Origin of the sequence: Streptomyces sp. NBC_00461, from assembly GCF_036013935.1 — a bacterium.
Taxonomy (GTDB): Bacteria; Actinomycetota; Actinomycetes; order Streptomycetales; family Streptomycetaceae; genus Streptomyces.
Genome location: NZ_CP107902.1, coordinates 5,625,359 through 5,637,791, shown reverse-complemented (window position 1 = coordinate 5,637,791; position 12,433 = coordinate 5,625,359). Strand labels below are relative to the sequence as shown.

The following is a 12,433-nucleotide window of genomic DNA, read 5'->3' as shown; positions in this document are numbered from 1 at the left end:
GCGGGGCCATGCGGCGGATCCTTCGCTCCCCGGTCCGGCGCATGGAGCGCGCGGGCCTGCGCACCGGGCTCAGATGGAAGCTCAGCGCGGCGATCGCGCTGGTGGCCGGCCTGGTGGCGATCACTCTGAGCCTCGTGGTGCACAACGCGGCCCGGGTCTCGATGCTCGACAACGCGCGCGACCTGGCCAATGAGCGCGTCCAGATCGCGCAGCGCAACTACGACCTGAACCGGCGGCCGAACTTCCCCAACATCAAGATCGACGACCCCGACCTGCCGGACGCGATGCGCGACAAGGTCCTGGATGGCCGCAAGGCCAGCGACGTCACCGACCACGGCGGGGTGCCGGACATCTGGGCGGCCGTGCCGACCAAGGACGGACGGGTGCTGTCCCTGCACAGCCGTGTGCCGGACCGGTCCACGAATGTGATGAAGGACCTCGACCAGGCGCTCGTCATCGGCTCCCTGGCGGTCGTGTTCTGCGGCAGCGCGCTCGGCGTCATGATCGGCGGGCAGCTGTCCCGGCGGCTGCGCAAGGCGGCGGCCGCCGCGAACCAGGTCGCCAAGGGCGAGACCGACGTCCGGGTACGGGAGGCCATCGGCGGGGTCGTACGGGACGAGACCGACGATCTCGCGCGCGCGGTGGACGCCATGGCGGACGCGCTGCGGCAGCGGCTGGACGCCGAGCGGCGGGTCACCGCGGACATCGCGCACGAGCTGCGCACCCCGGTCACGGGCCTGCTGACGGCCGCCGAACTGCTCCCGCCCGGCCGCCCCACGGAGCTGGTCCTGGACCGCGCGAAGGCCATGCGCACCCTCGTCGAGGACGTGCTGGAGGTGGCCCGCCTCGACAGCGCCTCCGAGCGGGCCGAGCTGCAGGACATCGTGCTCGGCGAGTTCGTGACCCGGCGGGTGGCGGCCAAGGACCCGGCCGTCGAAGTGCGGGTGGTGCACGAGTCGATGCTCACGACCGACCCGCGCCGCCTGGAGCGCGTGCTGTTCAACCTGCTCGCCAACGCCGCTCGGCACGGCAAGCCGCCGATCCAGGTCACCGTCGAGGGCCGGGTCATCCGGGTCCGCGACCACGGCCCCGGCTTCCCCTCCGACCTCCTGGCCGACGGTCCGAGCCGCTTCCGCACGGGCAGCGCCGACCGCGCGGGCCACGGCCACGGCCTCGGCCTGACGATCGCTGCCGGCCAGGCCCGCGTGCTGGGCGCCCGGCTGACCTTCCGCAACGTACGCCCGGCGGGCGCACCGGATCACGTACCGGCGGAGGGCGCCGTGGCGGTGCTGTGGCTGCCGGAGCATGCGCCGACGAACACGGGCACCTACCCGATGCTGCCGTAGGGCCCTTCACAGGCTCTCAGGTGGTGGCGACCAGCAGTTCCTCCCCTCTCGACGGCCGCAGCCCGTCCGTCCGGCCCGCGAAGTACCGCTGTTCGAGATCCGCCGCCGAGATGTGCCGGACCTCCCGGAAGCCGGTCTCGCGGGCCAGGGCGAGGATCTGCGGCGGCCGGTAGAAGCTGAGGAAGGGGGTCCCGGCGGCGCGGGCGCCCTTCATGGCAATCCTGAGCTGTGGCTGCTCCTCCGGTTCGACGTCCTCGATCGGCCGGAGGAAGGTCGTGACCAGCGTCGAGCCGGGGGTGAGGCCCGCGACGAGCCGGAAGGTGGCCTCGATCGCCTCCGGGGTCAGATACATCGTGACGCCGGCGGAGGCCACCACGGCGGGCCGACCGGTGTCGAACCCGGCCCCGACCAGCTGCCCCCACCAGTCCCCCTCGAAGTCGACCGGCACGAGCCGCAGCCACTCGGGCACTCCGAGGCCGAGGTCCGAAAGACGCCGCCGCTTCCAAGCCTGCGGCCCGGGCCGGTCGACCTCGAACACCCGAAGCCCCCGGGTGCCGGCCTCCGGCCGCCGCTGCGCGAACGTATCGAGCCCCGCACCGAGGACGACATACTGATCCACGCCCTCCTCCGCCCGCTCCACGACCAGGTCCTCGACGAACCGGGCCCGGGCCACGATGGACGCCCTGGTGCGGCGTGTGGCGTGCACGTCCATGTCGGGCCGGTCGCGCCACCCGTCACCCGGATCCACGAGCCGCAGCCCGATCTCGTCCTCCATGACGTACGGCGGTGGATCGGCCCGCAGATGCAGGGCCCGCCACAGGGCCACGCGGACGGCTGTGTGCTCGGCGGCGACGGTGGTCACCCGAAGTCCTTCGTGAAGTCGAGCTCCTCGCTGCGCTCGGTCAGTGAGTACCAGTTGCCGTTGTCGTCACGGAAGATCGCCTCGATGCCGTACGGCCGCTCCTGCGGATCCTGCAGGAACTCCACGCCGCGCGCCTTGAAGGTCTCGTAGTCCCCGCGGCAGTCGTCCGTGCGGAACGCCCCCGCGCCCAGCACCCCCTTGCTGACCAGCCTCCTCAGCGCCTCGGCGGACTCCGGGTCGAGGCCCGGGCCGTCCAGGCTCATCAGGGCCAGCTCGACCCCCGGCTGGTCCTTGGCGCCGACGGTGATCCACTTCATGTCTCCCATGGAGACGTCGTCCCGCAGCTCGAAGCCCAGCTTCTCGGTGAAGAAGGCCTTGGTGCGCTGCTGGTCGAAGGTCCATACGGTGCTGATGCCCAGGCCCAAGATCATGGCTCTGCTCTTTCCGGCTCGGTTCCGGTGTTCTGTCCGTCACCGTAGGCAGGGCGGGGGTCAGGACGCTTCTTCAGAGTTGCGCTCCTGAATCGCCGCCCGGCGCGGGAAGCCGCCGGCCCACAGCATCGCGTAGCAGCCCGGTATCAGCGCGGCCCCGCGGCCGACGTGCTTGGTCCGGTACTCGCTCGGCGTCAGCCCGGTGCGGGCCTTGAAGCGGGCCGAGAACGTGCCGAGGCTGCTGAAGCCGACCAGATGGCAGATCTCGGTGACGCTCAGATCGGCGCTGCGGAGCATCTCCTCGGCCCGCTCGATGCGGCGGTGCGTCAGATAGTGGCCGGGCGTCTCGTCGTACGCCGCCTTGAAGGCCCGTAGGAAGTGGTAGCGCGAGTACCCGGCGTGCGCGGCCACCGCGCCAAGGTCCAGCTCAGGATCGGCCCAGTCGCGGTCCATGGCGTCCTTGGCCAGCCGCAACTGCCGCATCTTGTCCATGAGCCCGATGGTCGCACGGGGCACTGACAACGCCCCCCGAGCCGTGTCGGGCATGACGAAGGCCCCCGGGGCGGACACCTGCCGGGGGCCTTCGGCTCACTGTGCGATCAGACGGCCTCGACGACCGACGGCTGCACTGCCGCACCGTCCGTCGGACCCTCCTCCGGCTTCGGTCCCGTCCCGCGCAGCGCGACCTCCTTCACGAAGACCGCCGCCACCAGCGCGACCACCGCGACGATCGCGCCGAGCAGGAAGGCCGAGTGGGTGCCCGCGGACACCGCGTGCTGGTACGCCTCGCGCACCGCCGTCGGCATCTTCTCCAGGCTCTTCGCGTCCAGCGACGCCGACTTCTCGGTGATCTTCGCGCCCAGTGCCCCGGCCCGCTCGGTCATGACGTCCTGGACGCGGTTGTTGAACAGGGCTCCCATGATCGCGACTCCGAAGGAGGAGCCGAGCGTACGGAACAGAGTGGTCGACGAGGACGCGACGCCCATGTCCTTCATCTCGACGCTGTTCTGCGCGACCAGCATGGTGATCTGCATCAGACAGCCCATGCCGAGCCCGACGACCGCCATGAACACACCGGACATGAACCGCGAGGTCCCGGTGTCCATCGTGGACAGCAGGTACAGCCCGACGATCATCAGGACGCTGCCGACGATCGGGAACACCTTGTACTTGCCGGTGTTGGTGGTCACCCGTCCGGCCACCATCGAGGTGACCAGCATCGCGCCGAGCATCGGCAGGAGCAGCAGCCCGGAGTTGGTCGCGGAGGCACCCTGCACGGACTGCTGGTACAGCGGCAGGAACAGCGTCGCGCCGAACATCACGAAGCCGGTGATGAAGCCGATGACCGACATCAGCGTGAAGTTGCGGCTGCGGAAGATGTGCAGCGGCACGACCGGCTCCGCCGCCTTGGTCTGCCAGAACACGAACCCGATCAGCGCGGCCACACCGATGCCGATGAGCTCCATGATCCGCGCGGACGTCCAGGCGTACTGCGAGCCGCCCCAGGTGGTGACGAGCACGATGGAGGTGATGCCCACGGTCAGCAGCACGACACCGAGGTAGTCGATGCCCGCCTGGGAGCGCTTCTTCGGCAGGTGCAGTACGACGCTGATGAGAGCGAGGGAGACCACGCCGAGCGGCAGGTTGATGTAGAAGGACCAGCGCCAGCCCCAGTTGTCGGTGATGGTGCCGCCGACCAGCGGACCGCCGATCATCGCGAGTGCCATGACGCCGGCCATCATGCCCTGGTACTTGCCGCGCTCCCGCGGCGGAATCAGGTCGCCGATGATCGCCATCACGCCGACCATCAGACCGCCGGCGCCGAGACCCTGCACGGCCCGGAAGCCGATCAGCTCGCCCATGTTCTGGGCCATGCCGCTGAGCGCGGAGCCGATCAGGAAGATCACGATCGAGGTCATGAAGGTGGCCTTGCGGCCGTACATGTCACCGAGCTTGCCCCAGACCGGGGTGGACGCCGCGGTGGCCAGCGTGTACGCCGTCACCACCCACGCCAGGTGCTCGAGCCCGCCGAGCTCGCCCACGATCGTCGGCATCGCCGTGCCCACGATCATGTTGTCGAGCATCGCGAGCATCATGGTGATCATGAGAGCGAGCAGCACCACGCGCACGCTCTTCGGTTGTTTCTCGGGCTTCGTCTCGACTGTCTGTGTGTCCGCCATCGTCCCCACTCCCTGGGCGTTTCCCCCCGGCCAGCTACTTACTTGCCGCCCGGCTAGTTGACTACACTGGGAAGGTAGACCTGTAACTAGCCGGGCGTCAAGTAAGTTTTTCGGGAGTGCAAGGATGGGCGGCACCATGGACGGCACCAAGCAGCAGCGCCGCGGAGACACCCGCCAGCGCATCCAGGACGTGGCGCTCGAACTCTTCGCCGAGCAGGGCTACGAGAAGACGTCGTTGCGCGAGATCGCCGAGCGCCTCGACGTCACCAAGGCGGCGCTCTACTACCACTTCAAGACGAAGGAAGAGATCCTCGTCAGCATCTTCGAGGACCTCTCACAGCCGATCGTGGAACTGATCGAGTGGGGCGGGAAGCAGCCGCAGACGCTGGAGACCAAGCACGAGATCATCCGCCGCTACAGCGACGCCCTCGCGGGCGCGACCCCGCTCTTCCGCTTCATGCAGGAGAACCAGGGGACGGTGAAGGAACTGAGCATCGGCGAGACGTTCCGCAGCCGCATGATGGGCATGCGCGACATCCTCATCGACCCGCAGGCGGAACTGATCGACCAGGTCCGCTGCGTCAGCGCGATGTTCACGCTGCACGCCGGGATGTTCGTCCTCAACGACATCGAGGGCGACCCCGAGGACAAGCGCAAGGCGGTCCTCGACGTCGCCACGGACCTGGTGACTCAGGCACACCAGGCCTCGCACCCGTCCTAGACGCCCCCGTCCCAGACGCCCCCGTCCTAGAGGGACAGGCCCTTGGCGCGCAGGAAGGCGACCGGGTCGACGGCCGAGCCGAAGTTCGGGGTCTTACGGATCTCGAAGTGCAGGTGCGGGCCGCTGGAGTTGCCCGTGTTGCCCGACCGGGCTATGTGCTGGCCGGTGGCGACGACCTGGCCGACCCTGACATCGATCCGCGACAGGTGGGCGTACTGCGAGTAGGTGCCGTTGCCGTGCCTGATGACGATGGCGTTGCCGTACGCGGGGCCGTCGCCGGCGCCGTTCCCGCCGGTCTTGACGACCGTGCCGCCGTGGGCGGCGACGACGTTCGTGCCGCTGGACACGGCGAAGTCCTGCCCGCTGTGGGTGGACTGCCACATGCCGCCGGCCTGGTTGAACTTCGCGGACAGCTTGTACTTCTTCACCGGGTGCACCCAGGAGATGGCCTTCTTGGCCGCGGCGGCCTTCTTGGCAGCGGCCTTCTTCTTCGCGGCCGCCTGCGCCTTCACCTTCGCGCTCGCCGTGACCTTGGCGGCCTTGGCCTGCGCGGCGGCCTGCGCCTCGACGGCGCTCGCGACGCTGGAGGCGGAGGCAGAGGCGGAGGTGGCGTCGGCGGCGGCCGCGACCCCGGCACCCAGCACGGCCGACACTCCCAGGCCGGCGGCCAGGACGGCTGCGCGGGTGCGGAGCAGGGACGTACGGGACGAGCGGGACGTGACACGCGAAGACATAGAAACCTCGGGAAGACGGGGACAGAAGAACCACCCGGCGCACAGGCGGCCGTCGGGTGGGCCATCCCTTGGTAACCCCGAGACCCACGGAGCCCAAAACCCGTGATCTACGACGGAAGCTAGTACTTCATCGCAAAACTTCCCACTTCTTGACACAACGGCCATCGGGGACAGATCGGGAGCCGATCCACCCCACGACGACAAAACCGCCCCTGAGGTTCCAAAGCAAAAGTCCTTTTTGCCCGCATCAGGGCTCCCACTATCCGCCCTAGTAACGGACAAATCGCCTGTGCGGCATGTCACCGGACAGCAAGATCCACACCCTCGGCAATGTGACCGGGACTACCCCCGTCGCCCCCTCAACGAGACCCAGGGGAAAGCCGCATGGACCCGGGGGTCATGACACCGGGTTCGCGTACGGTCGGTTCACGGTCGCCGTCACGCATGCCCGCCGATCCACGCGAACGGCCAGAGCCGCTACGGGACTTGGCACCCCCGGCCGCCAAGTTCCATGCCGTCATGTGACGCACATCTCTGGTCACCTACCCTCCAGTAACCCTACGGTTCCCCTCGCGCCACCCTCGCCACCGAACATGCACCAGACAACGGCATATTGACGCGAGAGGACCCCCACACATGACAAGCCGACGCCCCTGGGCGCGCCGCGCAGCGGTCACCGCAGTCTCCGCTTCCGCCCTCATGGCACTGGCCGCCCCCGCCAACGCGGCGCCGAGCACCGAGGGCGTCGACTACGCGACCTGGCAGAAGGACTGCCAGACGGTGATGGACCAGGCCCTGCCCTACGTGAAGCAGCGCATCGCCGCGGCCAGGCCGGGCGAGAAGCAGGCGATCGTCTTCGACATCGACAACACCACGCTGGAGACCGACTTCGGCTTCAGCTTCCCGCAGCCGGCCAACAGGCCCGTCCTGAACCTCGCCGAGTACGCCCAGGCGCACGGCGTCTCCCTGTTCTTCGTCACCGCCCGCCCCGGCATCATCTACGCGCCCACCGAGTGGAACCTGGAACACGACGGCTACGACGTCTCCGGTCTCTACGTCCGCGGCCTGTTCGACCTGTTCAAGGACGTCGCCACGTACAAGACCGCCCAGCGCGTCGACATCGAGAACAAGGGCTACACGGTCATCGCGAACGTCGGCAACAGCGCCACCGACCTGTCGGGCGGCCACGCCGAGAAGGCCTTCAAACTCCCGGACTACGACGGCCAGTTGTCCTGACCACCGGGTGGGCTCCATCCGTCGCGGGACTCACGGGAGCGACGGACCTCCCCCACCCCTGCTTCCTCCGACCATGCGAAGAGGGCCGGTGCCCAACGGCACCGGCCCTCTTCATCGGCTCAACCCCGCAGGGTCACGCCTCCTTGCTCAGGTTGGGTCCTGCCCCACCCGCGGCCTGCTCGATCGGCGGGGCGTCGGGCAGCGCCGACTTCTCCTCGCCGCGGAAGGTGAAGGTCTGGGTCTCGCCCTCGCCCTCCGTGTCGACGACCACGATGTGACCGGGACGCAGCTCGCCGAAGAGGATCTTCTCCGACAGCGTGTCCTCGATCTCGCGCTGGATGGTGCGACGCAGCGGACGCGCACCCAGCACCTGGTCGTAACCCTTGGTGGACAGCAGCTCCTTGGCGGACTGGGAGAGCTCGATGCCCATGTCCCGGTCCTTGAGGCGCTCGTCCACCTTGGCCACCATCAGGTCGACGATCGAGAGGATGTCGGCCTGGGTCAGCTGCGGGAAGACGACCACGTCGTCGACGCGGTTGAGGAACTCGGGGCGGAAGTGCTGCTTGAGCTCGTCCGAGACCTTGTTCTTCATGCGCTCGTAGTTGGACTTGGTGTCACCCGCGGCCGCGAAGCCCAGGTTGAAGCCCTTGGAGATGTCCCGGGTGCCGAGGTTGGTCGTCATGATGATGACCGTGTTCTTGAAGTCCACGACCCGGCCCTGGGAGTCGGTCAGACGACCGTCCTCCAGGATCTGCAGCAGCGAGTTGAAGATGTCCGGGTGGGCCTTCTCGACCTCGTCGAACAGGACGACGGAGAACGGCTTGCGGCGGACCTTCTCGGTCAGCTGGCCGCCCTCTTCGTAGCCCACGTATCCGGGGGGCGAACCGAAGAGACGCGACACCGTGTGCTTCTCGCTGAACTCCGACATGTCGAGGGAGATCAGCGCGTCCTCGTCACCGAAGAGGAACTCGGCGAGGGCCTTGGACAGCTCGGTCTTACCGACACCGGACGGGCCGGCGAAGATGAACGAGCCACCGGGGCGCTTCGGGTCCTTGAGGCCCGCACGCGTACGACGGATCGCCTTCGACAGCGCCTTGACGGCGTCGACCTGGCCGATGACCCGCTTGTGGAGCTCGTCCTCCATGCGCAGCAGACGCGAGGACTCCTCCTCGGTCAGCTTGAAGACCGGGATGCCGGTGGCCGTCGCGAGGACCTCGGCGATCAGCTCGCCGTCGACCTCGGCGACGACGTCCATGTCGCCGGCCTTCCACTCCTTCTCTCGCTTGGCCTTGGCGGCCAGGAGCTGCTTCTCCTTGTCGCGGAGGGAGGCGGCCTTCTCGAAGTCCTGCGAGTCGATCGCGGACTCCTTGTCGCGGCGCACGCCCGCGATCTTCTCGTCGAACTCGCGCAGGTCCGGCGGCGCGGTCATCCGGCGGATGCGCATCCGGGAACCGGCCTCGTCGATCAGGTCGATCGCCTTGTCCGGCAGGAAGCGGTCCGAGATGTACCGGTCGGCCAGTGTGGCGGCCTGGACCAGCGCCTCGTCCGTGATGGAGACGCGGTGGTGGGCCTCGTACCGGTCGCGCAGACCCTTGAGGATCTCGATCGTGTGCGGCAGGGACGGCTCGGCGACCTGGATGGGCTGGAAGCGGCGCTCGAGGGCGGCGTCCTTCTCCAGGTGCTTGCGGTACTCGTCCAGCGTGGTGGCGCCGATGGTCTGCAGCTCACCGCGGGCCAGCATCGGCTTCAGGATCGAAGCGGCGTCGATGGCGCCCTCGGCGGCACCCGCACCGACCAGCGTGTGCAGCTCGTCGATGAACAGGATGATGTCGCCGCGGGTGCGGATCTCCTTGAGGACCTTCTTCAGGCGCTCCTCGAAGTCACCGCGGTAGCGGGAGCCGGCGACCAGCGCGCCGAGGTCCAGGGTGTAGAGGTGCTTGTCCTTGAGGGTCTCGGGCACCTCGCCCTTGACGATGGCCTGGGCGAGGCCTTCGACGACGGCGGTCTTGCCGACGCCCGGCTCACCGATCAGGACCGGGTTGTTCTTGGTACGGCGGGACAGCACCTGCATGACCCGCTCGATCTCCTTCTCGCGCCCGATGACCGGGTCGAGCTTGGACTCACGAGCGGCCTGGGTGAGGTTCCGGCCGAACTGGTCGAGGACCAGGGACGTCGAGGGGGTGCCCTCGGCAGGGCCGCCACTGGCGCCGGCGGTCTCCTTGCCCTGGTAACCGGAGAGCAGCTGGATGACCTGCTGCCGCACCCGGTTGAGATCGGCACCCAGCTTGACCAGGACCTGGGCGGCGACGCCCTCGCCCTCACGGATCAGGCCGAGCAGGATGTGCTCCGTGCCGATGTAGTTGTGGCCCAGCTGAAGGGCCTCCCGGAGCGACAGCTCCAGGACCTTCTTGGCACGGGGGGTGAAGGGGATGTGCCCGGACGGGGCCTGCTGGCCCTGGCCGATGATCTCCTCCACCTGCTGGCGGACCGCCTCGAGCGAAATCCCGAGGCTCTCAAGGGCCTTGGCGGCGACACCCTCACCCTCGTGGATCAGGCCCAGGAGGATGTGCTCGGTGCCGATGTAGTTGTGGTTGAGCATCCGGGCTTCTTCCTGAGCCAGGACGACAACCCGCCGCGCGCGGTCGGTGAACCTCTCGAACATCGTTAATCGCTCCTCAGAGCGGTCAGGCAGTGGGGGGAACTTCCCCTCTCTGTCCTTCCGCAGCTTAGTCCCGCAAGCGGGGACCGCTCATTCCAACTGCCGACACCGGACCGAGAACCAACACTGCCTCCTGACCCCGAACGCCGACATCTGCTCCAACCCGATGGTGCGAGACGATGTTCCCGCAGGCCAGGTGGTTACCCTCACCATCAGTACGCCGATGGCGAACGTGAGACGCCCGGTCCTGCGTGTCGCCCCCCTCCCACTAGGGATGTCTTACCCGCTGGGACTGACACTCCATGCCGCGCGCACCGGTTCCCTCCGCTACGGGCGAACAACCTTGCGCCACCCCACACCCCCGCGCGCCCTCATTTCCGGCACTCTGCGCATCCGTTAGAACACCCAGCGTAACTCGCGAGCCTTTTTGGTGGTTGCGCTTGGCATGGTTGGCAGCCTCTCCATTGTCCCGCTCCCCCGTCGACCGCTCGACCCGGTGGATCCGGTCGATCGGGCCCGCCGTTGGTACGAGAACGAACTGGGCTGGGCGACCGTGCCCGCGCGGGCGGAACGTCCTGGAGCTCCGCTACGGCTTCGCGTGGGCGACCGCTTCGACGTCCTGGACGTGCCGGCCGAGGCGGGCCGCGCGGGCCTGCGCCATCTCGCGCCGGCATCGCCGGTGGCCGTGCAGGGTGACCGGATGCGGCTGCTGGTGGCCGCGGGGAGCGCCGACGAGCTGCCGGGGCTGCTGGCCTGGCTGGAATGGGGCGCGCTCACGCTCGATCTGACCGCGACAGGCGAGGGCGGCGTCATGGATGCGCCGCTGCTGCCCCGGGTGGGGCGCCCGGGCACCCTGCAGGGGGCCGCCGTGTGGCTGCGACCCCCCGAGCCGGGGTGCGAGGTCGAGGCCTCGCTGCCGGCACTGTCGGCCGTGGGGGGCGGTGGGGGCGCCCCCGATCTCGTACGACTCGTGGACACGGTGGCCACGCATTGCCACCGGCTGCGGCTGCGGCGCGTGTGCGCCGAGCCCTTGGCCCTGCCGTAGGCCATCGGTCAGGCGTTGGCCTTCTCGTAGGCCTCGCGGATGGACGCGGGAACACGGCCGCGGTCGTTGACCTCGTAACCGTTCTCCTTCGCCCACGCGCGGATCTGCGCGGTGTCCTGGCTGCCACCGGAAGCGGCGCGCGTCTTTCCGCGTCCGCCCGAAGCACGGCCTCCGGTACGACGACCACCCTTCACGTAAGCGTCGAGAAGGCCACGGAGCTTGTCCGCATTGGCGGTCGTGAGATCGATCTCGTAAGTCTTGCCGTCCAACGCGAACGTGACGGTCTCGTCCGCCTCGCCGCCGTCGAGGTCATCGACAAGAAGGACCTGAACCTTCTGTGCCACCGGATTTCCTTTCATCGATAACTTGAGGGCCGGGGGCCTGCGGCGTCCGCCGTTTCGCCGTCCCCTGTTATATGCAGTACTGCAGTACGTCGGAAAGCAAACCGCTTTTGGGGGAAAAACACAAACCCCTCGGAGAGACCGGCTGAGAGACCGGCTGAGAGACGGACTGAGAGCTGACTGAGAGACGAGCCGAGAGAGCGGCCGTGCCATCGCTGCGAAGCAAGCGGGAGACGGACGGCCCATCCCGTCCGGAAACATACGCGTTTCGGACATAGGGAACCTGGGCACGGGCCGGCGGAATACACCGCGGTGATCGGTGATCACAGATGCAGAAGCATCCGGCTGTTGCCCAAGGTGTTCGGTTTCACCCGTTCGAGACCCAGGAACTCTGCTACACCCTCGTCATAGGAACGCAGTAGCTCCGCGTAGACATCGGTGTCGACAGGTGTCTCGCCGATCTCGACGAAGCCGTGCTTGGCGAAGAAGTCCACTTCGAAGGTCAGACAGAAAACGCGCCGAACGCCCAGCCAGCGCGCGGTGTGCAGCAACTTCTGCAGCAACTGGTGTCCGACACCGGCGCCCTTCATGCCGGGCTTCACGGCGAGAGTGCGCACTTCCGCGAGGTCTTCCCACATCACGTGCAGCGCACCGCAGCCGACCACCTCGGCGTTGTCGTCCCGTTCGGCGATCCAGAACTCCTGGATGTCCTCGTAAAGCGTCACCGTTGCTTTGTCGAGCAGGATGCTGCCGCGGACGTACGTGTCAAGGAGACGGCGCACGGCCGGGACATCGCTGGTGCGGGCCCTCCGGACAGTGATGGCTTTAGCGCTGACTTCGGGGCCTTCTGGGCCTTCGGGACTCTCTGCTGACATGTG

Annotated in this window: 12 protein-coding genes; 4 read left to right on the top strand and 8 right to left on the bottom strand. The window is 68.2% G+C overall.

Features of this window, described 5'->3' with window-relative positions:
* Window positions 1-8: 8 nt before the first annotated feature.
* Complete coding sequence (gene cseC, locus OG870_RS26405; RefSeq protein WP_266519035.1) at window positions 9-1,346, top strand: two-component system sensor histidine kinase CseC; 1,338 nt, start codon at window positions 9-11, stop codon at window positions 1,344-1,346.
* A gap of 16 nt (window positions 1,347-1,362) precedes the next feature.
* On the opposite strand, the gene OG870_RS26400 is transcribed toward cseC, so the two are convergent.
* The 4 genes from OG870_RS26400 to OG870_RS26385 form a co-directional block, all read right to left on the bottom strand.
* The gene (locus OG870_RS26400; protein WP_266519033.1) at window positions 1,363-2,208 is read right to left on the bottom strand and encodes a class I SAM-dependent methyltransferase; all 846 of its coding nucleotides are present in this window, start codon (window positions 2,206-2,208) and stop codon (window positions 1,363-1,365) included.
* Window positions 2,205-2,639, bottom strand: a complete 435-nt coding sequence (locus OG870_RS26395; protein ID WP_266519031.1) for a VOC family protein — start codon at window positions 2,637-2,639, stop codon at window positions 2,205-2,207. Before OG870_RS26395 ends, OG870_RS26400 begins: the two co-directional genes overlap by 4 nt.
* Window positions 2,640-2,699: 60 nt before the next feature.
* Window positions 2,700-3,131, bottom strand: a complete 432-nt coding sequence (locus OG870_RS26390; protein ID WP_266519030.1) for a helix-turn-helix transcriptional regulator — start codon at window positions 3,129-3,131, stop codon at window positions 2,700-2,702.
* Window positions 3,132-3,238: 107 nt separating this feature from the next.
* The gene (locus OG870_RS26385) at window positions 3,239-4,819 is read right to left on the bottom strand and encodes an MDR family MFS transporter (protein ID WP_266589090.1); all 1,581 of its coding nucleotides are present in this window, start codon (window positions 4,817-4,819) and stop codon (window positions 3,239-3,241) included.
* Between the two features lie 124 nt (window positions 4,820-4,943).
* On the opposite strand from OG870_RS26385, the gene OG870_RS26380 reads away from it, so the two are divergent.
* Window positions 4,944-5,540 (top strand): TetR/AcrR family transcriptional regulator, encoded by a 597-nt coding sequence (locus OG870_RS26380; protein WP_266589088.1) that lies wholly within the window; start codon window positions 4,944-4,946, stop codon window positions 5,538-5,540.
* 26 nt (window positions 5,541-5,566) lie between these two features.
* Here OG870_RS26380 and OG870_RS26375 read toward each other — a convergent pair whose 3' ends face one another.
* Window positions 5,567-6,274: a M23 family metallopeptidase gene (locus tag OG870_RS26375; RefSeq protein WP_266589086.1), complete on the bottom strand. Its 708-nt coding sequence runs from the start codon at window positions 6,272-6,274 to the stop codon at window positions 5,567-5,569.
* Between the two features lie 636 nt (window positions 6,275-6,910).
* Here OG870_RS26375 and OG870_RS26370 point away from each other — a divergent pair.
* On the top strand, window positions 6,911-7,510 hold the full coding sequence (locus tag OG870_RS26370) for an HAD family acid phosphatase (RefSeq protein ID WP_266589079.1): 600 nt from the start codon (window positions 6,911-6,913) through the stop codon (window positions 7,508-7,510).
* 133 nt (window positions 7,511-7,643) lie between these two features.
* Here the strand turns inward: OG870_RS26370 and OG870_RS26365 are convergent, their stop codons facing one another.
* The gene (locus OG870_RS26365) at window positions 7,644-10,172 is read right to left on the bottom strand and encodes an ATP-dependent Clp protease ATP-binding subunit (protein ID WP_266519022.1); all 2,529 of its coding nucleotides are present in this window, start codon (window positions 10,170-10,172) and stop codon (window positions 7,644-7,646) included.
* 442 nt (window positions 10,173-10,614) lie between these two features.
* Here OG870_RS26365 and OG870_RS26360 point away from each other — a divergent pair, with 442 nt between their 5' ends.
* The gene (locus OG870_RS26360; RefSeq protein WP_266589077.1) at window positions 10,615-11,214 is read left to right on the top strand and encodes an SCO3374 family protein; all 600 of its coding nucleotides are present in this window, start codon (window positions 10,615-10,617) and stop codon (window positions 11,212-11,214) included.
* Window positions 11,215-11,222: 8 nt separating this feature from the next.
* Here the strand turns inward: OG870_RS26360 and OG870_RS26355 are convergent, their stop codons facing one another.
* Window positions 11,223-11,558 carry a histone-like nucleoid-structuring protein Lsr2 gene (locus tag OG870_RS26355; protein ID WP_266519018.1) on the bottom strand — a complete coding sequence of 112 codons (336 nt, stop codon included), beginning with the start codon at window positions 11,556-11,558 and terminating at the stop codon, window positions 11,223-11,225.
* Window positions 11,559-11,878: 320 nt separating this feature from the next.
* Entirely contained in the window at window positions 11,879-12,430 is a 552-nt protein-coding gene (locus OG870_RS26350) for an amino-acid N-acetyltransferase (RefSeq protein WP_266519016.1), read from the bottom strand.
* Between the last annotated feature and the right edge of the window lie 3 nt (window positions 12,431-12,433).

Coding starts and splice junctions, on each gene's coding strand:
- OG870_RS26380 (WP_266589088.1), top strand. CDS start 4,944: ATGGGCGGCACCATGGACGGCACCAAGCAGCAGCGCCGCGGAGACACC.
- OG870_RS26375 (WP_266589086.1), bottom strand. CDS start 6,274: ATGTCTTCGCGTGTCACGTCCCGCTCGTCCCGTACGTCCCTGCTCCGC.
- OG870_RS26395 (WP_266519031.1), bottom strand. CDS start 2,639: ATGATCTTGGGCCTGGGCATCAGCACCGTATGGACCTTCGACCAGCAG.
- OG870_RS26385 (WP_266589090.1), bottom strand. CDS start 4,819: ATGGCGGACACACAGACAGTCGAGACGAAGCCCGAGAAACAACCGAAG.
- cseC (WP_266519035.1), top strand. CDS start 9: ATGCGGCGGATCCTTCGCTCCCCGGTCCGGCGCATGGAGCGCGCGGGC.
- OG870_RS26365 (WP_266519022.1), bottom strand. CDS start 10,172: ATGTTCGAGAGGTTCACCGACCGCGCGCGGCGGGTTGTCGTCCTGGCT.
- OG870_RS26370 (WP_266589079.1), top strand. CDS start 6,911: ATGACAAGCCGACGCCCCTGGGCGCGCCGCGCAGCGGTCACCGCAGTC.
- OG870_RS26350 (WP_266519016.1), bottom strand. CDS start 12,430: ATGTCAGCAGAGAGTCCCGAAGGCCCAGAAGGCCCCGAAGTCAGCGCT.
- OG870_RS26360 (WP_266589077.1), top strand. CDS start 10,615: ATGGTTGGCAGCCTCTCCATTGTCCCGCTCCCCCGTCGACCGCTCGAC.
- OG870_RS26390 (WP_266519030.1), bottom strand. CDS start 3,131: ATGGACAAGATGCGGCAGTTGCGGCTGGCCAAGGACGCCATGGACCGC.